This is a genomic window from Savagea serpentis (assembly GCF_015351395.1).
Classification (GTDB): Bacteria; Bacillota; Bacilli; order Bacillales_A; family Planococcaceae; genus Savagea; species Savagea serpentis.
Genome location: NZ_JADKPV010000007.1, coordinates 38,282 through 59,943 on the forward strand (window position 1 = coordinate 38,282; position 21,662 = coordinate 59,943).

Sequence of the window (21,662 nt, forward strand, 5' to 3'; positions counted from 1 at the left end):
GCAATCTCCTCTTTTTGCTTTATGAAGATAAAAAAGGATGGCCTCAGCCATCCTTTTTTATCGATACCTATTATTACTCTACGAATTGAACGTTTTGTAATTTATAGACACCGCTTGTATCAATATCGAAGCCTTTAATTTTATTGCTGATGCCAAGTAAGTACTCTTGGTGATGAATAAAGATCATCGGAGCATCCTCAACGATTAATTGTTGTGCTTCTTTATAAATTTCATTACGTTTTTCTTGGTCTGCTTCACGACGACCTTCGTCTAATAAAGCATCCACTTTGTCGTTTTTGTAGAATGTACGGTTACCTGATTCACCAAACTGTGAAGAATGGAAGAGTGGGTATAAACCGTAGTCAGCATCTCCAGGAGGGTTGCTCCATCCGAGGATGAACATATCGTGCTCACCAGCTGATGTTTTCGCGAGGTACGCACCCCATTCGAGTTGTTCGATTTCAACATCGATGTTTACTTCTTTTAAAACGTGCTGGAGCATAATTGCAGTGTCCGTACGTTGGTCACTGTCATTTGTCCAAATCGTCGTTTTGAATCCGTCTGCATATCCTGCATCAGCGAGCAATTGCTTCGCTTTTTCAACATCTTTTTCAATCAATGGTAAATCGTCATTATGTCCGAAAATACCTGGTGCGATCGGACCGCGTGCTTCAATACCGAAACCTTCATAAATCCCGTCGATAATTTCTTGACGGTCTACTAACATAGAGATTGCTTGACGAACACGAGCATCGTCAAATGGTGCTTTCTGTGTGTTGAATCCAATGTATGAAAGACTTGAAGATGGTTTTTGGAATACTTTACCGAAGTCGCTATTGTTAATTGAGCTCACTTCGACTGGTTGAACAGGATCTGTAATTTGTACGAATCCACGTTCTAAGTCAGCGTTACGTGTTGCGCTTTCTGGGCTCACTTGGAAAGTGACTGTGTCAACATGTGGTTTGTCTCCCCAGTAGTCGTCATTACGAACGAGTTTAATTTTGTCGTCTGGATTCCAGCTTTCGAATTTGAAGAAACCTGTTCCAACTGGTTTTTGGTTAATGATTGTTCCTGCTAATTTACCATCTTTCATCGCCGCTAAGTCTTCTTCGATGACAGCTGGTGAAACGATGCCACCACCGTTATGTGAAAGGTGGGCGAGCAATGGTGCGAATGGATATTCCGTTTTAATTTGAACCGTATAATCATCAATGACTGTAACGTCTGTCACCATTTCATATAAGAATAAACGTGGTGATGCAACGTCAGGATTTAAAATACGCTCTAAGTTTGCTTTAACAGCCTCTGCGTTAAAGTCCGTACCGTCATGGAATTTGACGCCTTCGCGCAGTTTAAATTCCCATGTTAATTCGTCTATCGCTTCCCATGATTCTGCTAATCCTGGTTCAAGCTCATTATCGTCATTACGTGTGACGAGTGTTTCGTAAATGTTTGCTTGTACGACTGAAGAAGGTGAATCGTTTGATCCTGCTGGGTCAAGTGATTGCGCATCTGAAAGAACCGCAATAACGAGATCGCCACCTTCTACTGCTTTCTTATCTGTTGATTCATCAGATTTGTCTGAAGAATCATTTGAATCTTTGTCACTACCGCCAGCACATGCTGCTAAAACGACAGACAATAGCCCAACGAGAAGTAACATTAAAAAAGAACGTTGTTTCATAATTAAAAGCCTCCTCTTATTTCAAATGTAAAGAAATTGTAACATAGTAATAATATTCAGACAACACTGAAATTAGAAAACAATCTATGTTCTACTATTCAGTATATTTCAAATAGTTAAACGCTTTCATTGAAAATGAATGATTCATCATAATACTTATGTTTATAAAATAATTCAAAGATAGGAAAGTAATAAAAAACATAAAATAATACATTTGAATATCGTACAAGTGATAAAAAGAGAAAAATCCCTTCTATTATAATGTATAAAAAAGCACCCTTCGCCTAGAGGCAAAGGGTGTTTTTTTATTCAACGAATTGAACATTTTGTAAGTTATAAATACCGCTTGTATCCATATCAAATCCAATAATGTCATTGCTGAGACCTACTAAGTATTCTTGGTGATGAACGAAAATAAGTGGTGCATCGTCAATGAGAATTTCTTGAATTTCTTTATAGATTGCTAGGCGCTTTTCAGGATCTGCTTCACGACGGCCTTCGTCTAATAAAGCATCGACATCAGGATTGTTGTAGAATGAACGGTTTCCTGCGTCTCCGTGTTGTGCTGAGTTAAAGAGGGCATACAATCCGTAGTCAGCATCTCCAGGAGGGTTGCTCCATCCGTGGATGAACATGTCGTGTTCACCAGCTGCTGTTTTCGCGAGGTACGCACCCCATTCAAGTTGTTCGATGTCAACATCGATATTGACTTCTTTCAATGCGTGTTGGAGCATAATTGCTGTGTCTGTACGTTGGTCACTATCGTTTGTCCAAATTGTCGTTTTGAATCCGTCTGCATAACCTGCTTCAGCGAGTAATTCTTTCGCTTTTTCAACGTCATATTCAATCGGCTCTAATGAATCATCATAACCGAAAATACCAGGTGCGAGTGGTCCAACTGCTGGAATACCGAAACCTTCATAAATTCCGTCGATAATTTCTGCACGGTTCACCATCATAGTGATCGCTTGGCGTACACGTTTATCGTCGAATGGTTTTTTGTTCATGTTAAATCCGATGTATGAAAGACCAGATGATGGTTTTTGGAATACTGAACCGAAGTTGCTTTCGTTAATTGAGTTTACTTCAATCGGTTGAACAGGATCTGCGATTTGTACGAACCCACGTTCTAAGTCAGCATTACGTGTCGCACTTTCTGGGCTCACTTGGAAAGTAACTGTGTCGACATGTGGTTTGTCTCCCCAGTAGTCTTCGTTGCGAACGAGTTTAATGCGGTCATCTGGCGTCCAGCTCTCGAAAGTAAAGAAGCCAGTACCGATTGGTTTTTCGTTAATGATTGTACCTGCAATTTTACCTGCTTTCATCGCTTCGTAGTCTTCTGCGATAACAGCTGGTGATACCATTCCACTACCTGTATGTGAAAGGTGAGCGAGCAATGGTGAGAATGGATATTCTGTTTTGATTTGTACGGTATGCTCATCAATCACTGTAATTTCGTCAATCATTTGGAATAAGAAATAACGTGGTGATGCAACTTCCGGGTCTAAAATACGCTCTAAGTTTACTTTAACAGCCTCTGCGTTAAAGTCCGTTCCGTCATGGAATTTGACGCCTTCGCGCAGTTTAAATTCCCATGTTAATTCGTCTACCGCTTCCCAAGACTCTGCAAGGCTTGGCGCTAATTCGTTATCGCTGTTGCGAACGATTAAACGCTCAAAAATATTTGCTTGTACTGCTGATGAAGATGCGTCATTCGTGCTTGCTGGGTCGAGTGATTGTGCATCTGATAAGACTGCAACGACTAAGTCGCCACCTTCTACTGGTGTGCGATCTGCTGGATTTTTAGCGCTTTCATTATTGCCGCCACCAGAACATGCTGCAAGGACAACAGTCATGAGGGCAAACATAAGTAATGTTAAAAAAGAACGTTGTTTCATTGATAAGCCTCCAATACTTTAAATGTAAAGCGATTGTAGCATAGTAATATTTTTCAGACAATATAGAAATAAGAAAACGCTTTAAGTTTAAGTATTCAGTATATTGAGGCTATATTGAACTATTTTTCTATTCTTGAAAATGAGCTAAAATATTATTGTAATGAAAAGAATAGTCCGACTATTTGGAATAAATAAATAAAAAACCACATACGCTTACGTAACGTATGTGGTCCGTTATTATTTGAATTTGACGTCTTTTAACATGTAGTGTCCAGAAGAGTTGATCCAATACCCATCGATGTCATTGCTTACACCAGTTAAGTACGCTTGATGATAAACGTAAACCATCGGAGCATCTTCAATCAATACTTTTTGAACTTCTTCGTATAACTCGAGACGTTTCGCTTCGTCAATTTCTTGACGTGCTTCGTCGAGTAAACGGTCTACTTCAGGATTGTCATAGAATGAACGGTTGCCTGAAGCTCCTTTATTTTTTGAATGGAACAATTGTGTTAAGAAGTAGTCAGCATCTCCGACAGGGTTTGAAAGACCGAGGATGAACATTTCATGTTCTCCATTCGCTGTCTTGTCGAGGTACGTACCCCATTCCATCTGTTCAATTTCAACATCGATATTTACTTCTTTTAATTTTTGTTGTAATAAAACTGCCGTTTCAACACGTTGTGGATTGTCATTCGTCCAAATTGATGTTTTAAATCCGTCACCTAGTCCAGCTTCTTCAAGTAATTGTTTCGCTTTTTCTACATCATGTTTAAGTGGCGGATATTTATCTGAATATCCGAATACACTTGGTGCGAGTGGACCTTTAGCTGCTTGACCGTAATTATCATAAATACCTTTCAAAATTTCATCTGTATCAATGAGCATTGAAATTGCTTGGCGTACTTTTGGGTTATCGAAAGGTGGCTTTTCAGTATTGAAAGCGACGTAAGAAAGTGAGTTGCCGTCTGTAATATCGACTGTTCCTTTCCCTGATGCTTCGATGCCCGCAACTTCACTCGGTTGAACAGGTTCGATTAAGTGTGCGTAACCAGTTTCGAGTTCAGCAACGCGTGTACCGCTTTCAGGTACGACTTTAAATGTGATTGTATCGACGTTTGCGCCTTCTTGCCAATAATCATCGTTGCGTTCTAAAACGATCGCATCATCTGGATTCCATGATTTGAACTTGAACATACCTGTTCCAATTGGACCTTCAGCTACAACAGCACCAGGTTGACGACCTGCTTTCATACCTTCGTAATCCGCTTCAATCAATGCTGGGCTGAGCATCACGCCAACTGGGTGGTTTAAGTGTGCAAGTAATGGTGCGAATGGATATTCTGTAATGATTTGTACAGTGTGATCATCGATAACTTTCACTTCTTCAATCACTTCGAAGAGGAAAGCACGTGGAGCTGCCACTTCTGGATCTAAAATACGTTCGAAGTTTTTCTTCACAACTTCTGCCGTGAAATCTTCACCGTCGTGGAATTTAACGCCTTCTTGTAATTTGAACTCCCACGTTAAGTCATCGATGTTTTCCCAACTCTTCGCGAGGGCTGGAACGATTTCGTCATTTTCATCTTTCGTGACGAGACCTTCTACAACATTGACGAGCACTGCTGCTGTTGGAACGTCAGTCGCTGTTTGTGGGTCGAGTGTCGCTGCGTCAGAAAGTACTGCGATGACTAAGTCTCCACCTTCTTTTCCTTCTGATTGTTCTTGTCCTTCTTCGTTCTCTTTTGCGGGCTTATCATCCGAGCCGCCACTACATGCTGCGAGTACTAACGCGAAAATCGCAAATAGTGTTGTTACCAAAAATTTCTTGTTATGCATATGAAAACCTCCTTTTCCTGATGCTTTCTAAAGTAACATATAAAAATGATTCTAACAATAGTGAATTGTCTAAATTTTAGATAAAGTACTATATAGAGAATAATCGGAATAAAAAGAATAGTAGAAAATATATTGATATTGCAATATTCGTATTTACAAACGGGCGGATGTATATTAGCTTAATAAGTAATTGAAAAATTTTAAACTTGAATACGTATGCAAATTTATACGTTTTCAAGTACACTATTACTTTATTGAGAGATGGGGGGATTTATCTTGTCAAAACAGGTGGAGACAGCTACACCAGCAAAGTACAACCCGAAGCTTGAGTATTATAAAGAGCTTTGGAGACAATTAAGAAAGAACAAGGCAGCAGTCGTCGGTGGAGGATTTATCGTGTTATTCATTCTCATCTCGATTATCGGGACACCGTGGATTGGGCCGCACGTATTAACGTATGCACCAGATGCAGTAGATATTCCGAACAAATTGCAACCGCCTTCAGCGGATCACTGGTTTGGAACAGATAACTACGGACGTGATATTTTCACTCGTATTATTTACGGGATGAAGCTCACATTGTTTATCGGATTCACTTCGGTAGCAATTGGTGGAATTTTCGGAGTTATTTTCGGAGTCGTCGCAGGATATTTCGGAGGATGGGTTGATACAATCATTATGCGTATCATGGACGTTTTACTCGCATTCCCTGGAATTTTACTTGCACTTGCAATCGTCAGTGTTCTCGGCGGAAGCATTCAAAATATGATCATCGCCGTATCCATTTATTCAGTCCCAGCATTTGCGCGGATTGTTCGTGGATCTACTTTATCTGTTCGAAAGCTCGAATATATCGATGCTATGAAAGCGCTTGGAGCGAGTCATACACGAATTATTTTCAAGCACATTTTACCGAACGTTATGAGTCCAATTATCGTTCAAGCAACGATGCGTATCGCTTCAGCTGTACTTACAGCGAGCGGACTTTCATTCTTAGGTCTCGGGGTTAAGCCACCGACACCAGAGTGGGGCGCAATGATGAACGAAGGGCGTAACTTTATGCGTGAATCACCACACGTCATCATGTTCCCAGGTATGATGATCGTTATTGTCGTATTAGCATTCAACATTTTCGGAGATGGACTTCGAGATGCACTCGATCCAAAAATGAAAAAATAGGAAGGGGGAAGCGATTTGACAAAGTATATTGTACGTAGATTATTGCAAATGATACCAGTGTTAATCGGGGTTTCGATCCTCGTCTTCTCACTCATGCATTTGATTCCGGGTAACGCCGCTCAAATTATGGCTGGAGAAGGGGCGTCCCCTGAAACGATTAAACAGTTAGAAGAAAAGCTCGGATTGAATGACCCACTCGTCGTCCAATACGGAAAATATATGTCGCGTGTCGTTCAAGGTGATCTTGGCGATTCGATTCGTAACGGTCGTCCCGTTATTGAAGAAATTAAAACACGCTTTTGGGTAACAGCAGAATTAGCCATTTATTCAACAATTTTAGCCGTATTTATCGGACTGATCGCGGGGATTGTTTCCGCTGTCCGGCACTATACATGGGCGGACGTCAGTATTATGATTGTCGCGCTATTCGGACTTTCGATGCCGAACTTCTGGCTCGGACTCGTCCTCATTCAATGGTTTGCAGTCGGTGGCGACTGGTTACCAGAAATTTTAAAAATGCGTCCTTCTGGATGGGGTGAAAGTTGGAGGCAAGTCGTCTTGCCAGTTATCGCACTCGGTACAGGTGGAGCGGCAATTATCGCTCGTATGACACGTTCGTCAATGTTGGAAGTAATCGGGCAAGATTACATCCGTACAGCGCGTGCGAAAGGTGTTAGTGAACGAGTTGTTATTTACCGTCACGCATTGAAAAACGCCTTAATTCCAGTTATTACCGTTGTCGGTTTAGAGTTCGGTGCTTTCTTAGGTGGCGCCGTTATTACTGAGACTATTTTCGCTATTAACGGTATGGGTCGATTAACGATTCAAGCGATTCAACAACGTGATTTCCCAGTCGTTCAAGGGACAGTTCTCGTCTTATCGATGTTGTTCGTATTCGTTAACTTAATCGTCGATGTTTCTTACAGATTCTTGAACAAACGTATAGACTTGAACTAAGAAGTGAGGAGGAAAAGCTATTATGTCAGAGCCAATATTACGTGTGAATAACTTGCGTACTTCTTTCTTCACAGATGATGGGGAAGTTAAAGCGGTAGACGGTGTGACATTCGACGTTCCAAAAGGTGAAACGATTGGAATTGTAGGAGAGTCGGGATCGGGTAAAAGTATCACATCTTTATCGATTTTACGTTTGCTTGCGAGCAATGGTAAAATTATGGGTGGCGAAATTTTATTCAAAGGGGAAGATCTCGTTAAAAAGAGCGAGAAAGAAATGCGTAACGTTCGCGGAAACGCTATTTCAATGATCTTCCAAGAGCCGATGACGTCACTGAACCCAGTATTCACAGTAGGATATCAAATTAGTGAAGCATTAATTAAACATAAAAAAATGTCGAAAAAACAAGCGCATGCTCGTTCAATCGAATTGTTAGAATTAGTCGGAATCCCTTCACCTGAAACACGTGTCGATAACTATCCGCACGAATTATCAGGCGGGATGCGTCAGCGTGTCATGATTGCGATGGCACTTGCATGTGACCCGGAAGTATTGATCGCGGACGAACCGACAACAGCGTTAGACGTTACGATTCAAGCGCAAATTTTAACATTGATGAAACAGTTGCAAGAACGTATCGGAATGTCGATCATCTTTATTACGCACGATTTAGGTGTTGTAGCGGAAACATGTGACTATGTTGCAGTTATGTACGCAGGTCAGATCGTTGAGTATTCAGACGTCGTCTCATTGTTCAAAAAACCGAGTCATCCTTATACGATCGGTTTATTGAACTCATTGCCACGTCACGACATCGATCAAGATGAGTTAGAACCAATTTTAGGTAACGTACCGAGCGTTCACGATATGCCGACTGGTTGTCGTTTCGCACCACGTTGTCCAGCAGCGTCAGACATTTGTCGCGCGAAAATGCCAGAGCTCGTAAAACGTGAAAACGGTAATGATATTCGTTGCTGGTTATACACAGACGAATGGGACGGAGAAAAGGAGGTTGACTTGTATGGCCAAAAAAGAATTGCTCAAAGTTGAGAACTTGCAACAATATTTCCCGATTAAGGGCGGAATTTTAGGTCGCACAGTGAACCACGTTAAAGCAGTAGACGATATTAGTTTCGAAGTGTTCGAAGGAGAAACAGTAAGTATCGTTGGAGAGTCAGGTTGTGGAAAGTCGACGACAGGTCGTGCGATTTTACGCTTGAACGAACCGACTGCAGGTAAAGTAACGTATGACGGCGTTGACTTAGCGAGTCTTTCAACGAAAGAAATGCGTAAGTATCGTAAAGATTTACAAATTATTTTCCAAGATCCGTACGCATCGATTAACCCGCGTCAAACGGTATCTGAAATTTTAATCGAAGCGATGGAAATTCAAAACGTCGTACCGAAAAAAGATCGTCGTGCCCGTGCGATTGAATTAATGAAAACTGTAGGTTTAAACGAACACCAAGCAGATCGTTATCCACATGAGTTCTCAGGTGGTCAGCGTCAGCGTGTCGGAATCGCTCGTGCTTTATCAGTGAATCCGAAATTAATTATCGCGGATGAAGCGGTATCAGCACTTGACGTTTCGATTCAAGCTCAAGTGTTAAACTTATTGAAAAAGCTTCAAAAAGATTTTAAATTAACATACTTATTCATTTCGCATGACCTCGGTGTTGTACGCCACATATCCGACCGTGTCATCGTCATGTACTTAGGTAAAATTGTTGAAATCGGTGACCGAGTTTCGATTTTCGATAATCCGAAACATCCGTATACGAAGGCATTACTTTCTGCAATTCCTGTTCCGGATCCGACAGCTGAAAAGCATCATGTTCCGTTACAAGGAGATGTTCCTTCACCGATTAACCCGCCAACAGGATGCCGTTTCCATACGCGTTGTCCGTTTGCGCAAGAGCGTTGTCGTCAAGAAGAGCCAGTGCTCACACAACATGACGGCATGACAGAAGGACATACAGCAGCATGTCACTTCGTCAATGATTTACAACCGAAAAGCATTTAATAACAATGCCCGTTCTCTTTAGCTTTATGAAAGAGACGGGTTTTTTTGAATAGAGAGGAGATTTTATATGAGAGTGATCGATACGCATTGTGATGCGCTGTTGAAATTAGAAGAAGCGAACGGAACATTAGCTTTCAAAAATAGTCCAGAACTTGATGTCAATTTGGAAAAACTTCAAAAAGGAAAGGTGAAAGTACAAGCATTTGCGATTTTCACCTATCCATCACTCAATACAGAACGCCAGTGGGAATCCATCATGAATCAAGTATATTATTTTTACTATTCTGTGTTACCGAGCAGTCCGAAGCTCGTCCACATACGCGATTGGGCTCAACTTGATACATTGAAAGACGATGAAATTGGAGCGATGTTAACGTTAGAAGGAGTCGGAGGGCTAGGGAACGATTTAAAACGTTTAGCGATTTTAAAACAGCTCGGTATTATGATGCTCGGACTTACATGGAATGATGCGAATTTAGCGGCAGATGGCATTTTAGAACCACGCAATGGGGGATTAACTACTTTAGGTAAGAAGATTGTAGCGTTCAACAATAAACATCATATGATAACAGATGTGTCGCATTTGAGTGAACGAGGCTTTTGGGATGTGATCGAGCAAGCAGATTATATGATTGCGAGTCATTCCAATAGCCGTACAATTTGTCCACATGTGCGTAACTTAACGGATGAACAAATAGAAGCGATCATTAAAAAAGACGCGCTCATCCATCTCGTTTATTGTCCAGCATTTGTTGCAGAAAAAGAGCAAGTGACGATTGATGATTTATTAAAACATATCGATCATATCGCAAGTTTAGGGGGCATGTCGCACATCGGCTTAGGCTCTGATTTTGACGGAATCGGACGTAAAGTGGAAAGATTAGAAGATGCGAGCATGACGATTCATTTAGTGGAGGCGTTATTAAAGCATTATTCAGAAGATGAAGTGAAAGGGATCACTTCTGAAAACTTTTTACGACGTATTCCGAGAACGTAAAAAGAACCGTTTGCATTTTTATGCAGACGGTTCTTTTTTTATTTAGATTTCGCGTAAAATTGTTCGATTTCTTTTGCGTATTTTGCGAGAGAACTTGGCGATACATCGAAGTGTGCACCGAGTTCCGTCCACGTTGTTTCGTAATCGAGCAGTTGTTGTTCCACTCCGAAACGGATAGCTCCTGCTGCAATTGCGACATCTTTCCGAGCATTCGGCTGTTTCGCTGCTAAATAGTCTTCTACAATTGTAACGAATGTTGGAGATTCAATATGGTGTTCATTTAAAAATTGAATGGTTTTTGTTAAAACATTCGCTTCAAAATTTGTCCATTCATCGCCTGTAAATCCAGCTTCAATTAAATGTAAGAAAAATTGTAATGTCGCTTCTGCATTCCATTGTTCTGGCATTTCCCATTTCGCTAATACTTCGTCGAAGTCTGTCGGAATAAAAATAAGCGTTGAAACAGCAAGCTGCTCATCATTCTCTTCTCCATTTGGTAATATAAATGTGTAAAAATTAGAATGAAGGGGAATCGGGCGATCGGTATCCAATGCGATCGTCACTCGTTCTCCTGTTTTAAAATGTTCAGCTACCATTTTATGTTCACTTGTTTCAACGACTTTTCCGACGAATCGTTGAGGATAGGTCCAGTCGTTTAATAATTGTTGTAGCATAGGGCGCAATACTTTTTGTCTTTGTTTTTCAATATAGCTTTCCCAAATCGATGGAGCGACATCGAAGAAATATTCGTCAAGGGCGATTGCTTCGATTAATTCAGTCATAAATCGCTCTTTCATTTGTTCTTTCCACTTGTTCACTAAGTCGATATATGGAGGGAGGTCAGGTCGCTCTGGATAAGCATAGTAGAAAGATTGCAAAAGCAACTCCATCTCTTCTTTTACAACTTCTTCCGCTGTAACGGCATGTTTGTTCATACAACATTTTTTATACTTTTTGCCACTGCCACAAAGGCATGGATCATTACGTCCAATCATGAAAAACACTTCCTTGTCAAAAATAAAATACTTTTTCATCATAACATGAGAAAGCGTGTTCGACAATTTCGAACAAAAAAACGACGCCCGTGACGTCGTTTGAATATTTATTTTTTTACATAGAAGAGAGCGACTGTGCCTGGGCCGGTATGGGAAGCGATAGTTGCGCCGATGATTTCAATTTGAAACTCTTTTGGAGAAGCGACTTCTTCAATTTTTTGTTTTAATTGTTCGGCAAGTTGTAAATCATCGCCGTGACTAATACCGATCACTTGGTCTTCTAAAGGTGCTGCTGTTTCTAACATGAGCTCGACCATGCGATTAAGTAATTTTTTCTTCCCGCGAATTTTCTCGAGTGGTACGAGAAATCCATCGTCGACATGTAGAAGAGGCTTGATATTTAATAATCCACCGACAAATGCGCTCGCTTTTGAAACGCGCCCGCCTGCTGCTAAATAATCGAGATCATCTACGGTAAATAAGTGCCCCATTTTATCACTGCGTTCTTGAACGAGTGTAATGATTTCTTCAAAGGACTTGCCGGCATCTCGTAATTCTGCTGCATATCGAACGATCAGTCCATATCCGAGTGAAGCAGCTTTCGTATCAATGATGGTTAAATTGAGTTCAGGATAATCTTCAAGTACTTGTTGCTTCGCCATTTCTGCTGTTGCGTATGTGCCTGATAAATTCGAAGAGAAAGCGACGTAAATACCCGCTTCGCCACTTTGCGCAAGTTCAGTCCATAATGTAATCAACTGTTCTAAAGAAGCTTGTGCCGTCGTTGGACGCTCGCCAGCACGAATCGTATCATATACGCGGAGTGGTTCAATCTGCAATAAATCCTCATATGTTTGTCCGTCGATAATGACTTTTAAAGGGATGAGTTCAATATGATGTTGTTGAAAATAGGAAAGAGGTAAATCTGAGGCGCTATCTGCAAAAATTTTCATCGTTTTCCCTCCTTATAACTGTAAATAATCTTTTAAAAATTTACCGATACCATCTTCGTCATTTGTATCCGTAATGACATTCGCAATCTTTTTTAAATCATCAATCGCATTGCCCATTGCAACACCCACTCCAGCATAGTCAATCATTTCTAAGTCATTGGACTCGTCTCCAAATGCGATGACACGCTCTTGTGGGATGTTATATACTTCCGTGATCGGTTGAATACCATATGCTTTATTCACTTCTTTGTTGACGAGTTCTAAAATATGAAACGGGGGCCCCCACTCATGATAATAAAGCGCATCGACATGTTCTGCCATGACGGCCTGCCTTAATGATTCGACATCGCTTCCATTTGCTTGTAGCAATAGGCTTGTTGCGCCTGTAGCGAGTGACTCGCGAATGCTTCCATGAACCATATGGGGTTCGCCAAAGTTAAAAATTGGCATTAAGTCTGAATCATACTGTTCAATATACACATCATCTTTCACTTCAGCGACGATGTTTTTTACGCCATGTCGTTCTGCAATATCGAGTAAGTTATGCACTTTTTCTAAAGGAAGTGGTGTGTGTCGTACTTCCCATTCAGGAATGAGTGGATGGTGTACATAAGCTCCATTAAAATTGACGATTGGTGTCGATAGGCGCAATTCATTGTAATAAAGAACGCTTGCGCGGAATGGACGTCCTGTCGCAATCATCACTTCATGTCCTGCCGCCATGGCGAGTTCTAACTGTATTTTTGTATAAGGAGAAATGACTTTCTCGCTCGTGAGTAACGTGCCATCTAAATCGAGCACGATTAAATGTTTATCCATAAATCCGATGCCTCTCTTTCTTTGTTTAGTCTAACTTGAAAGCATGGAGCTCGTCAAAGAATTATCGTTCAATCAATGTTATAATACGATAAAGATTCGAGGAGAGGGTGGATATTGTGATTCAAATTGAACATCGTAACATCGAACAAATCCCAACATTAATCGTCGAAAAAGAAGAGTGGAAAGGGAAACCACATCCGACCGTCATTTTTTTGCACGGTTTTCAAAGTGGGAAAGAACATAATTTACACTATGCGTATAACTTAGTGAATCATGGAGTGCGCGTCGTTTTACCAGATGCCTATTTGCATGGAGAACGTGATGATTCCGCAGATTTTGCCCGTATGAGCGCAAATTTTTGGAAAATCGTTTTAACGTCGATTCAAGAGTTGAAACAAATTTATCACGTTTTAAAAGAAGAAGATTTATTAATTGAAGGAAAAGTAGGAGTTGGCGGTACGTCGATGGGGGCCATAACGACTTACGGAGCACTCGCTTCTTATTCATGGATCGATGTAGCCGTAGCGATGATGGGAAATGCGCATTACGAATTGTTAGCACAAGGGCAACTTGATTATTTCAAGAAGAAAGGTTTACAGTTACCGGTAGATCAAGCGGTCATTGATGAGCTCTTTCAGATGTTGGAACGCGTTGACTTATCGAAGCATTTGGACCGACTTAATGGACGACCTTTATTTATTTGGCATGGTGAGCAAGACGGGATTGTACCGTTTAGCTTAACGGAATTGCTCATGAAAGAAATTACTCCTCTTTATGAAGGAACTTCTCATTTAATGTTTATGCGAGATGAAGAAGCAGGACATGCTGTGCCGAGACCAGCGATGCTGAAAAGTACGGAATGGTTCGGCCATTACCTTCAAGAAGCAGACGAGTTGCGAAACGAGAAGTGACTTGCTATGATGAATGAAACAGTGAAAGGGGCGAAAAAAACATGGATGAAGAGATGAAAGGGAGCATGCTCGGGGCACTCGAGAATGTCATTGACCCAGAGCTTGGAATCGATATCGTCAACTTAGGATTAATTTACGATGTAGCGTTAGATGAGGAAGGTTTAGCGACTGTCACCATGACGTTAACATCGATGGGATGTCCGATGGGGCCACAAATCGTCGGCAATATTAAGCAGGAATTATTCGAGCTTCCGGAAGTGAAAGAAGTAGAAGTAGACGTCGTCTGGAGCCCACCATGGTCGAAAGACATGATGTCACGCTATGCTAAAATGGCGCTCGGTGTACACGGATAAGCACTCAATCACGCAAATAATTTGCGTGATTTTTTATTGGAAAAAGTAAGCATTTCAGTTGAAATGGGGTATAAAACATTGTATATTAGTATTAGTCAAAGAAAGTCAAAGTCAGTCAAAATACTAAAAAGAGGTGCATCATATGAGAATGGGAAATATGCAACAAGAAGATCAACGTCCACCGTTAGAGCAGTTCGGTCGCAATTTAATCGATGCGGTTAAAAGTGGGAAGATGGACCCAGTCATCGGTCGAGATGAAGAGATTCGTAATGTTATCCGTATTTTATCTCGTAAAACGAAAAATAACCCTGTATTGATTGGGGAACCAGGTGTCGGGAAAACGGCGATTGTGGAAGGACTCGCTCAACGAATCGTGAAAGGTGACGTACCAGAAGGGTTAAAAGAAAAAATGATTTATGAACTCGATATGAGTGCTTTAATTGCCGGTGCGAAATATCAAGGGGAATTCGAAGAACGACTAAAAGGCGTATTAAAACAAGTGAAAGAAAGCGATGGACAAATTATTATGTTCATTGACGAGCTTCATACGATTGTCGGAGCAGGGCGTTCAAGCGGTGCGATGGATGCGGGGAATATGTTGAAGCCGATGCTCGCACGCGGAGAACTATACTGTATCGGAGCGACAACGCTCGATGAGTATCGCCAATATATCGAAAAAGATCCAGCGTTAGAACGTCGCTTCCAACAAGTGATGGTGCGTGAACCGTCCGTTGAAGATACGGTTTCTATTTTACGCGGTTTGAAAGAACGTTTCGAACTTCACCATGGAGTTCGCATTCATGACCGTGCAATTGTAGCAGCGGCAGCATTATCGGACCGTTACTTAACAGAACGTTTTATGCCAGATAAAGCGATTGATTTAATCGATGAAGCGAGCGCGATGATTCGTACTGAAATTGATTCGATGCCACAAGAGCTCGATGCGGTCACACGTCGCATATTACAACTTGAAATTGAAGAACAAGCTTTAATGAAAGAGACAGACGATGTGAGTAAGCAACGACTTGAAGCACTGAGAGAAGAGCTTCAGCAGTTAAAAGATTCATCTGCTGATATGAGAGCGCAATGGGAAAAAGAAAAAGAAGCGATTCAACAAGTGCAAGCGAAACGAGAACAACTCGATGCGTATCGTCGAGAGCTTGAAGAAGCAGAAGGCCAGTTCGATTTAAATAAAGCGGCAGAACTCCGTCACGGAAAAATTCCAGCACTCGAAAAAGAGTTGCGGGCAATTGAAGAAGAGATTGAGACACATGGCGATGAACGTTTGCTTCGTGAAGAAGTGACAGAAGAGGAAGTCGCAACGATTGTCGCGCGTTGGACAGGCATTCCTGTGACAAAACTCGTCGAAGGAGAACGTGAAAAATTACTCCGCCTTGGCGATACATTGAAAGACCGTGTCATCGGTCAAGATGAAGCGGTTCGTCTCGTTACAGAAGCGGTATGGCGCGCACGAAGCGGCATTAAAGATCCGAATAAACCGATTGGCTCATTTTTATTCCTCGGACCGACCGGTGTTGGGAAAACAGAACTTGCGAAAACACTCGCTGAAACATTATTTGATTCGGAAGATCATTTCGTTCGAATCGATATGAGTGAATATATGGAGAAACATAGTGTATCACGTCTCGTCGGAGCGCCTCCAGGATATGTAGGGTATGAAGAAGGTGGCCAATTGACGGAAGCAGTTCGACGCAATCCGTATTCGGTTATTTTACTCGACGAAATTGAAAAAGCGCATCCTGATGTTTCGAACATTTTACTTCAAGCGTTAGATGATGGTCGCATTACCGATAGTCAAGGTCGCACAGTCAATTTCACAAATACTGTCATCATCATGACGTCCAATATCGGTTCTCACCTTTTGTTGGAACATGCAGGTGAAGAAAATCATGCACTTGAAGATATTATGATGACAGAACTCCGTCAATATTTCCGTCCAGAATTGTTGAACCGTATGGATGATATCGTTCTGTTCCACGCATTATCAGGAAAAACATTCAACTTAATTGCGAAAAAGATGTTACACGATTTAGAAGTTCGTTTACTCGAACAGCAAATCGATTTGCAATATGAAGAAGAGGTAATTGACTGGATCGTCGCACACGGTACAGACGCTCAATTTGGAGCCCGTCCGCTTAAACGATTCATACAACGTCATATTGAAACAGCCGTTGCACGCCACATTATCGCAAGACAAGTAGGCGAAGATGGCGTCATTCGATTATCGATTGAAGAGGACAAACTTCAATTAAATTAAGAAAAGAAAAAACACATTCTCGAGCTTATTCGAGAATGTGTTTTTTAATAGTCTGGTGTAGATTCGTTCGGGATTACTGCAGCGAGAACGAAAACTAAAATAGCGAGAGCTGCCGCCGGAACGTAACCTGCCTCTAATACGAAATCAACCGCTTTGATCGAGCTAGCGAGATAGTTTACGACAGTGACGAGTAAAAACGCCCAGACAAATGTCATAATGAAGCGCATTTCATTCACCTCTTCAATTTATTTCTAATCTATCATATCACAACTACTACATATAGAAAATAAAAATAATAAATGTTGAAAATTTTTCACTTTTCCTTTATTATTAACACCAGCTACTAATAATAGATGATAAAAGGTGGAGAACATCATGGGAGTAGGTATTCTTGGCGTCGGTAAAAGTGTGCCAGCCAACGTAATGACGAACTTTGATTTAGAAAAATTAATGGATACATCAGATGAGTGGATTCGCACGCGCACAGGGATTGAAGAGCGTCGTATCGCTCCAGATGATATCGATACATCACATATGGCGACAGAAGCAGCAGAAGAAGCAGTGCGCAACGCAGGCATTTCACCCGAGCAAATCGGATTAATTCTCGTAGCGACTGTAACACCAGATCAACGTTTTCCGGCGGTTTCAACGATGGTGCAAGACCGTATCGGTGCAACAAATGCAGCAGCGATGGATATTTCAGCAGCTTGTGCTGGATTTATGTATGGAATCGTCACGGGCCAACAATTCATCGAAGCGGGCATGTATGACTATGTACTTGTAATCGGCGTTGAAAAATTGTCGAAGTTTCTCGATTGGAATGACCGCAATACAGCCGTGTTATTTGGAGATGGTGGCGGTGCTGTCGTTCTCGGTAAAGTAAGTGAAGGACGCGGTATTTTATCGTCTGAGCTCGGAGCGGATGGAAGTGGCGGAAAGCATTTAGAACACGACGGAACCCATATTCAAATGAATGGTCGTGAAGTATTTAAATTTGCGGTTCGTCAAATGGGCGAGTCGGCGGTTTCTGTCACTGAAAAAGCGGGGCTTACGACGGAAGATGTGGACTATTTAATTCCACACCAAGCGAATACACGCATTATGGACGCTTCACGTCAACGTCTCGGGTTACCAGAAGAAAAAGTATCAAAAACGATTCATAAATATGGCAATACTTCAGCAGGATCGATTCCGTTATCGCTTTACGATGATTTACAAGATGGTAAAGTGAAAGATGACGATGTCATTGTACTAGTTGGATTTGGAGGAGGGCTCACTTGGGGAGCGCTCTGTATAAAATGGGGTAAGTAAGAACAGAAAGGATGATTGAATTGGAACAAAAACGTGTAGTAGTAACAGGGATTGGTGCTGTAACACCGATAGGGAATAATGCAGCAGATTCATGGGAGTCACTCATGCAAGGGAAATCTGGAATCGGTTTAATGGAACGTTTAGATCGTGAACAATTTCCAGTAAAAGTGACAGCAGAAGTGAAGGATTTTGATATCGAAGAATATGTGTCGCGTAAAGATGCACGTAAAATGGATCGATTCACACATTATGCGTTAGCTGCTTCGATTATGGCGATGAAAGATGCCAATTTAGAAATCGATGAAGAACTTGCACCGCGTGCTGGCGTATGGATTGGTTCAGGAATCGGCGGGATGGAAACGCATGAACAGCAATTTAATTTATTTAAAGAGCGCGGTTATCGTCGAGTTAGCCCGTTTTTCGTTCCGATGATGATTCCAGATATGGCGGCAGGCCAAGTGTCGATTTATCACGGTGCGCGTGGAATTAATTCTTGTACGGTAACAGCATGTGCTTCAGGGACGAACTCGATTGGAGACGCCTTTGAAGTAATTAAACGCGGTGATGCGGATGTGATGATTGCAGGTGGAACAGAAGCGCCAATTACGACGATGGCAGTAGCTGGTTTCATTGCGAACACGGCACTTACTCAAAATGAAGATCCGAAGACAGCTTGTCGCCCATTCGATAAAAATCGTGACGGTTTTGTTATGGGGGAAGGGGCAGGTATTCTCATTTTAGAAGAGTATGAACATGCGAAAGCGCGCGGAGCTAAAATTTATGCGGAAGTTGTCGGTTATGGCGCGACAGGAGATGCGTTCCATATTACAGCGCCAGCACCAGCAGGCGAAGGAGCGGCACGCGCGATGCAACAAGCGCTCGATGAAGCGGGAGTTGAAGCGAATGCTGTCGACTATATTAACGCTCACGGTACGAGCACGCCATACAATGACTTATATGAAACAGAAGCGGTGAAAACAGTATTTGGAGACCATGCTTACAAGTTAGCCATGAGTTCGACAAAATCGATGACGGGTCACTTACTCGGTGCAGCGGGTGGAGTAGAAGCGGTGTTTACCGTTCAAGCGATCGATAAAGGAATCATGCCACCAACAATGAATATCGTTGAGCAAGATGAGGCGTGTGACCTTGATTATGTAGCGGATCAGCCACGGAAGCGAGATATTCAGTATGCTTTAAGTAACTCTCTCGGCTTCGGCGGACATAATGCCACATTATTATTTAAAAAAGTATGTGAATAAAAAAGAGTTGCCTCCTTTTATACATAAGGGGGCAACTCTTTTTATTACGAGCGGTGGCGTCCGAGACCCATCGCTTTTTCCATACGAACAACGGTTGCTGAAGCAATTTCATTTGCTTTATCGCGTCCATTATTTAAAATTTGGTCGAGTTCATCTGTCGATTCCATCAATTCATAATAGCGGTCTTGGAAAGGTTTTAAATGATTGATAACGGCTTCAGCAACACCTGCTTTAAAGTCGCCATAGCCCTTCCCTTCATATTTCTGTTCTAAGTCATTAATAGATAATCCACTTAAAACAGATTCGATCGTTAACAAGTTTGAAACACCTGGTTTATTTTCTTCATCATAACGCACGACACCTTCTGAATCTGTCACTGCACTTTTAATTTTTTTCTCGATTTGTTTCGGTGTATCGAGTACAGAAATTGTCGCCTTTTTGTTCGGGTCAGATTTACTCATTTTCTTCGTCGGATCTTGAAGTGATTTAATGCGCGCTCCATGTTTCGGGATGCTCACTTCAGGAATGACGACTGTTTTGCCGTAACGTTTATTGAAGCGCTCTGCTAAATCGCGCGTCAATTCCATATGTTGCTTTTGGTCTTCCCCGACAGGAACGAGATGGGTATTATACAATAAAATGTCCGCAGCCATGAGTGGTGGATACGTTAATAATCCTGCCGGGATACTTTCTTGTGCGGCAGATTTATCTTTAAATTGCGTCATGCGCTCCAACTCGCCAATATAAGCGATTGTCTGCATCATCCAACCCGCTTGTGCGTGCGCAGGTACTTCGGATTGAATGAATAAAGTAGAGCGTTCTGGGTCAATGCCACTCGCTAAATAAATCGCAGCGAGTGAACGGATCGTTTGAGATAATTCTTTCGGATCTTGTTCCACTGTAATCGCGTGCTCGTCTACGATACAAAAAATACAATTGTACTCATCTTGATAATTAACAAATTGACGGAAAGCACCGATATAATTACCGAGTGTTACTGTTCCAGTAGGTTGTACACCTGAAAAAATCGTTTTCATTAAAATATCCTCCTTTAAAATAAAAAAAGCCGCCCCTATATACATATAGGGACGACGAATAGCCGTGATACCACCCGAATTATTTCGTGTAAAACGAAATCACTCTCGTTTCTTAACGCGAATAACGGGATTGACTACTGTCGTTCATCAATCCAGCGAAGAAGCCCACTCTGTGTGCTATTTGTTTGTTCGCACCGACCACAAACTCTCTGAGAAATAGGAGACACATACTTTCTTCTTCATTGCTTTGCGTTAAATTATAAACAAAATAGCTGAAATAATCAATTTTAAGGAACTTATTTCTCATGAAAACGTATATATAAGTATACCGTCCATTTTCAAAAGAAGGATTGTAAATGAGAATAAATATTTTGAAAAAAGATGTTTATTGATAATACAAAGGGGGTATAATGAAAGTAAGAAGGAATTTATTGATTAGTAAACGCTATAATATCAACGTTTACATAATGAAAACCGAAAATTGTAAAAAACTTTTCAAAAAGTGTATCAATTGAGAATGAAAGTGTGTATAATAGAATTAGAGCTAGTTAATTTAAAGTTATTATAAATAACTATGATAAATAGTTAGAATAGATAAATTCAGAAGACTTGAAAGGAAGTGTCGATGAATGGCTGTTACATTATTTACATCACCGAGCTGTACATCATGTCGTAAAGCAAAAGCATGGTTAGAAGAGCATGAAATCGCTTATACGGAGCGTAACATTTTTTCAGAACCTTTAAATATTGACGAAATTAAACAAATTTTACGAATGACAGAAGATGGAACAGACGAAATTATCTCGACTCGTTCGAAAGTGTTCCAGAAATTAAATGTCGATCTCGAAAGTTTACCATTAAAAAAATTGTACGAATTAATTCAAGATAATCCAGGTCTTTTGCGCCGCCCGATTATTTTAGATGAGAAGCGTCTTCAAGTCGGTTATAACGAAGATGAAATTCGTCGTTTCTTACCGAGAAAAGTACGTGCGTTTCAATTATTGGAAGCTCGTAAACTCGTCAACTAATGAACATAATGGAATAAAAAACGCCATCTTCTCATATGATGGCGTTTTTTGTACCTTTATAAAAGAGGATTTTATGGCTCTTTGAGAAGAACGAAATTGAAAAGTTTGCTTTCTCGAGCGATGTTCAATACAATGCTTAT

General features: G+C 41.2%; 19 protein-coding genes and 1 other annotated feature. Of the genes, 11 read left to right on the forward strand and 8 right to left on the reverse strand.

The genetic code is table 11. The annotated features are described in order from the left end of the window. Nucleotides 1-73 precede the first annotated feature (73 nt). The 3 genes from IRY55_RS11605 to IRY55_RS11615 form a co-directional block, all read right to left on the reverse strand. Nucleotides 74-1,684: a glutathione ABC transporter substrate-binding protein gene (locus IRY55_RS11605; protein WP_194563489.1), complete on the reverse strand. Its 1,611-nt coding sequence runs from the start codon at nucleotides 1,682-1,684 to the stop codon at nucleotides 74-76. Nucleotides 1,685-1,989: 305 nt separating this feature from the next. Continuing rightward, a complete protein-coding gene (locus IRY55_RS11610; protein ID WP_194563490.1) occupies nucleotides 1,990-3,582 on the reverse strand; it encodes a glutathione ABC transporter substrate-binding protein in 1,593 nt (530 codons plus the stop codon). Nucleotides 3,583-3,819: 237 nt separating this feature from the next. After that, a complete protein-coding gene (locus IRY55_RS11615) occupies nucleotides 3,820-5,421 on the reverse strand; it encodes a glutathione ABC transporter substrate-binding protein (RefSeq protein WP_194563491.1) in 1,602 nt (533 codons plus the stop codon). Nucleotides 5,422-5,697: 276 nt separating this feature from the next. Between IRY55_RS11615 and nikC the strand changes: the two genes are divergently transcribed. From nikC to IRY55_RS11640, 5 genes are all read left to right on the forward strand, one after another. After that, nucleotides 5,698-6,600, forward strand: coding sequence for a nickel transporter permease (nikC, locus tag IRY55_RS11620; RefSeq protein WP_381012422.1), 903 nt, complete (start codon nucleotides 5,698-5,700; stop codon nucleotides 6,598-6,600). Between the two features lie 15 nt (nucleotides 6,601-6,615). After that, nucleotides 6,616-7,557, forward strand: coding sequence for an ABC transporter permease (locus IRY55_RS11625; protein WP_194563493.1), 942 nt, complete (start codon nucleotides 6,616-6,618; stop codon nucleotides 7,555-7,557). Between the two features lie 22 nt (nucleotides 7,558-7,579). Further along, a complete protein-coding gene (locus IRY55_RS11630; RefSeq protein WP_194563494.1) occupies nucleotides 7,580-8,605 on the forward strand; it encodes an ABC transporter ATP-binding protein in 1,026 nt (341 codons plus the stop codon). Beyond that, nucleotides 8,577-9,578: an ABC transporter ATP-binding protein gene (locus tag IRY55_RS11635; protein ID WP_328799655.1), complete on the forward strand. Its 1,002-nt coding sequence runs from the start codon at nucleotides 8,577-8,579 to the stop codon at nucleotides 9,576-9,578. Before IRY55_RS11630 ends, IRY55_RS11635 begins: the two co-directional genes overlap by 29 nt. 67 nt (nucleotides 9,579-9,645) lie before the next feature. After that, nucleotides 9,646-10,575: a dipeptidase gene (locus IRY55_RS11640; protein ID WP_194563496.1), complete on the forward strand. Its 930-nt coding sequence runs from the start codon at nucleotides 9,646-9,648 to the stop codon at nucleotides 10,573-10,575. A gap of 38 nt (nucleotides 10,576-10,613) precedes the next feature. Here IRY55_RS11640 and IRY55_RS13420 read toward each other — a convergent pair whose 3' ends face one another. From IRY55_RS13420 to IRY55_RS11655, 3 genes are all read right to left on the reverse strand, one after another. Further along, complete coding sequence (locus tag IRY55_RS13420; protein ID WP_213086717.1) at nucleotides 10,614-11,570, reverse strand: YecA family protein; 957 nt, start codon at nucleotides 11,568-11,570, stop codon at nucleotides 10,614-10,616. 107 nt (nucleotides 11,571-11,677) lie between these two features. Beyond that, the gene (locus IRY55_RS11650; RefSeq protein WP_194563497.1) at nucleotides 11,678-12,523 is read right to left on the reverse strand and encodes a DegV family protein; all 846 of its coding nucleotides are present in this window, start codon (nucleotides 12,521-12,523) and stop codon (nucleotides 11,678-11,680) included. 12 nt (nucleotides 12,524-12,535) lie between these two features. Then, nucleotides 12,536-13,342, reverse strand: a complete 807-nt coding sequence (locus IRY55_RS11655) for a Cof-type HAD-IIB family hydrolase (protein ID WP_194563498.1) — start codon at nucleotides 13,340-13,342, stop codon at nucleotides 12,536-12,538. Between the two features lie 116 nt (nucleotides 13,343-13,458). Here IRY55_RS11655 and IRY55_RS11660 point away from each other — a divergent pair, with 116 nt between their 5' ends. The 3 genes from IRY55_RS11660 to IRY55_RS11670 all read left to right on the forward strand — a co-directional run bounded on the left by IRY55_RS11660 (nucleotide 13,459) and on the right by IRY55_RS11670 (nucleotide 16,884). After that, complete coding sequence (locus IRY55_RS11660; protein WP_194563499.1) at nucleotides 13,459-14,253, forward strand: prolyl oligopeptidase family serine peptidase; 795 nt, start codon at nucleotides 13,459-13,461, stop codon at nucleotides 14,251-14,253. 41 nt (nucleotides 14,254-14,294) lie between these two features. Next, nucleotides 14,295-14,606, forward strand: a complete 312-nt coding sequence (locus IRY55_RS11665; protein WP_194563500.1) for a metal-sulfur cluster assembly factor — start codon at nucleotides 14,295-14,297, stop codon at nucleotides 14,604-14,606. 142 nt (nucleotides 14,607-14,748) lie between these two features. Further along, nucleotides 14,749-16,884, forward strand: coding sequence for an ATP-dependent Clp protease ATP-binding subunit (locus IRY55_RS11670; protein WP_194563501.1), 2,136 nt, complete (start codon nucleotides 14,749-14,751; stop codon nucleotides 16,882-16,884). A 44-nt stretch (nucleotides 16,885-16,928) separates the two neighbouring features. Here IRY55_RS11670 and IRY55_RS11675 read toward each other — a convergent pair whose 3' ends face one another. Further along, entirely contained in the window at nucleotides 16,929-17,111 is a 183-nt protein-coding gene (locus IRY55_RS11675) for a DUF2929 family protein (protein WP_194563502.1), read from the reverse strand. A gap of 148 nt (nucleotides 17,112-17,259) precedes the next feature. Here IRY55_RS11675 and IRY55_RS11680 point away from each other — a divergent pair, with 148 nt between their 5' ends. Together IRY55_RS11680 and fabF are read left to right on the forward strand one after the other, a co-directional pair. Then, nucleotides 17,260-18,195: a beta-ketoacyl-ACP synthase III gene (locus tag IRY55_RS11680; protein WP_194563503.1), complete on the forward strand. Its 936-nt coding sequence runs from the start codon at nucleotides 17,260-17,262 to the stop codon at nucleotides 18,193-18,195. Between the two features lie 20 nt (nucleotides 18,196-18,215). Next, nucleotides 18,216-19,457, forward strand: a complete 1,242-nt coding sequence (gene fabF / locus IRY55_RS11685; protein WP_194563504.1) for a beta-ketoacyl-ACP synthase II — start codon at nucleotides 18,216-18,218, stop codon at nucleotides 19,455-19,457. Nucleotides 19,458-19,501: 44 nt separating this feature from the next. On the opposite strand, the gene trpS is transcribed toward fabF, so the two are convergent. Then, nucleotides 19,502-20,494 carry a tryptophan--tRNA ligase gene (gene trpS, locus IRY55_RS11690; RefSeq protein ID WP_194563505.1) on the reverse strand — a complete coding sequence of 331 codons (993 nt, stop codon included), beginning with the start codon at nucleotides 20,492-20,494 and terminating at the stop codon, nucleotides 19,502-19,504. Between the two features lie 44 nt (nucleotides 20,495-20,538). Next, nucleotides 20,539-20,746: a binding site (T-box leader), on the reverse strand. A 377-nt stretch (nucleotides 20,747-21,123) separates the two neighbouring features. Between trpS and spxA the strand changes: the two genes are divergently transcribed. After that, entirely contained in the window at nucleotides 21,124-21,522 is a 399-nt protein-coding gene (gene spxA, locus IRY55_RS11695; RefSeq protein ID WP_194563506.1) for a transcriptional regulator SpxA, read from the forward strand. Nucleotides 21,523-21,662 lie beyond the last annotated feature (140 nt).

Excerpts from the sequence above, each read along its gene's own strand:
- IRY55_RS11605 (WP_194563489.1), bottom strand. The coding sequence starts at position 1,684 with ATGAAACAACGTTCTTTTTTAATGTTACTTCTCGTTGGGCTATTGTCT.
- IRY55_RS11655 (WP_194563498.1), bottom strand. The coding sequence starts at position 13,342 with ATGGATAAACATTTAATCGTGCTCGATTTAGATGGCACGTTACTCACG.
- IRY55_RS13420 (WP_213086717.1), bottom strand. The coding sequence starts at position 11,570 with ATGATTGGACGTAATGATCCATGCCTTTGTGGCAGTGGCAAAAAGTAT.
- IRY55_RS11640 (WP_194563496.1), top strand. The coding sequence starts at position 9,646 with ATGAGAGTGATCGATACGCATTGTGATGCGCTGTTGAAATTAGAAGAA.
- IRY55_RS11680 (WP_194563503.1), top strand. The coding sequence starts at position 17,260 with ATGGGAGTAGGTATTCTTGGCGTCGGTAAAAGTGTGCCAGCCAACGTA.
- IRY55_RS11665 (WP_194563500.1), top strand. The coding sequence starts at position 14,295 with ATGGATGAAGAGATGAAAGGGAGCATGCTCGGGGCACTCGAGAATGTC.
- trpS (WP_194563505.1), bottom strand. The coding sequence starts at position 20,494 with ATGAAAACGATTTTTTCAGGTGTACAACCTACTGGAACAGTAACACTC.
- IRY55_RS11635 (WP_328799655.1), top strand. The coding sequence starts at position 8,577 with ATGGCCAAAAAAGAATTGCTCAAAGTTGAGAACTTGCAACAATATTTC.
- IRY55_RS11650 (WP_194563497.1), bottom strand. The coding sequence starts at position 12,523 with ATGAAAATTTTTGCAGATAGCGCCTCAGATTTACCTCTTTCCTATTTT.
- IRY55_RS11610 (WP_194563490.1), bottom strand. The coding sequence starts at position 3,582 with ATGAAACAACGTTCTTTTTTAACATTACTTATGTTTGCCCTCATGACT.
- IRY55_RS11670 (WP_194563501.1), top strand. The coding sequence starts at position 14,749 with ATGAGAATGGGAAATATGCAACAAGAAGATCAACGTCCACCGTTAGAG.
- IRY55_RS11615 (WP_194563491.1), bottom strand. The coding sequence starts at position 5,421 with ATGCATAACAAGAAATTTTTGGTAACAACACTATTTGCGATTTTCGCG.
- IRY55_RS11630 (WP_194563494.1), top strand. The coding sequence starts at position 7,580 with ATGTCAGAGCCAATATTACGTGTGAATAACTTGCGTACTTCTTTCTTC.
- IRY55_RS11675 (WP_194563502.1), bottom strand. The coding sequence starts at position 17,111 with ATGCGCTTCATTATGACATTTGTCTGGGCGTTTTTACTCGTCACTGTC.
- spxA (WP_194563506.1), top strand. The coding sequence starts at position 21,124 with ATGGCTGTTACATTATTTACATCACCGAGCTGTACATCATGTCGTAAA.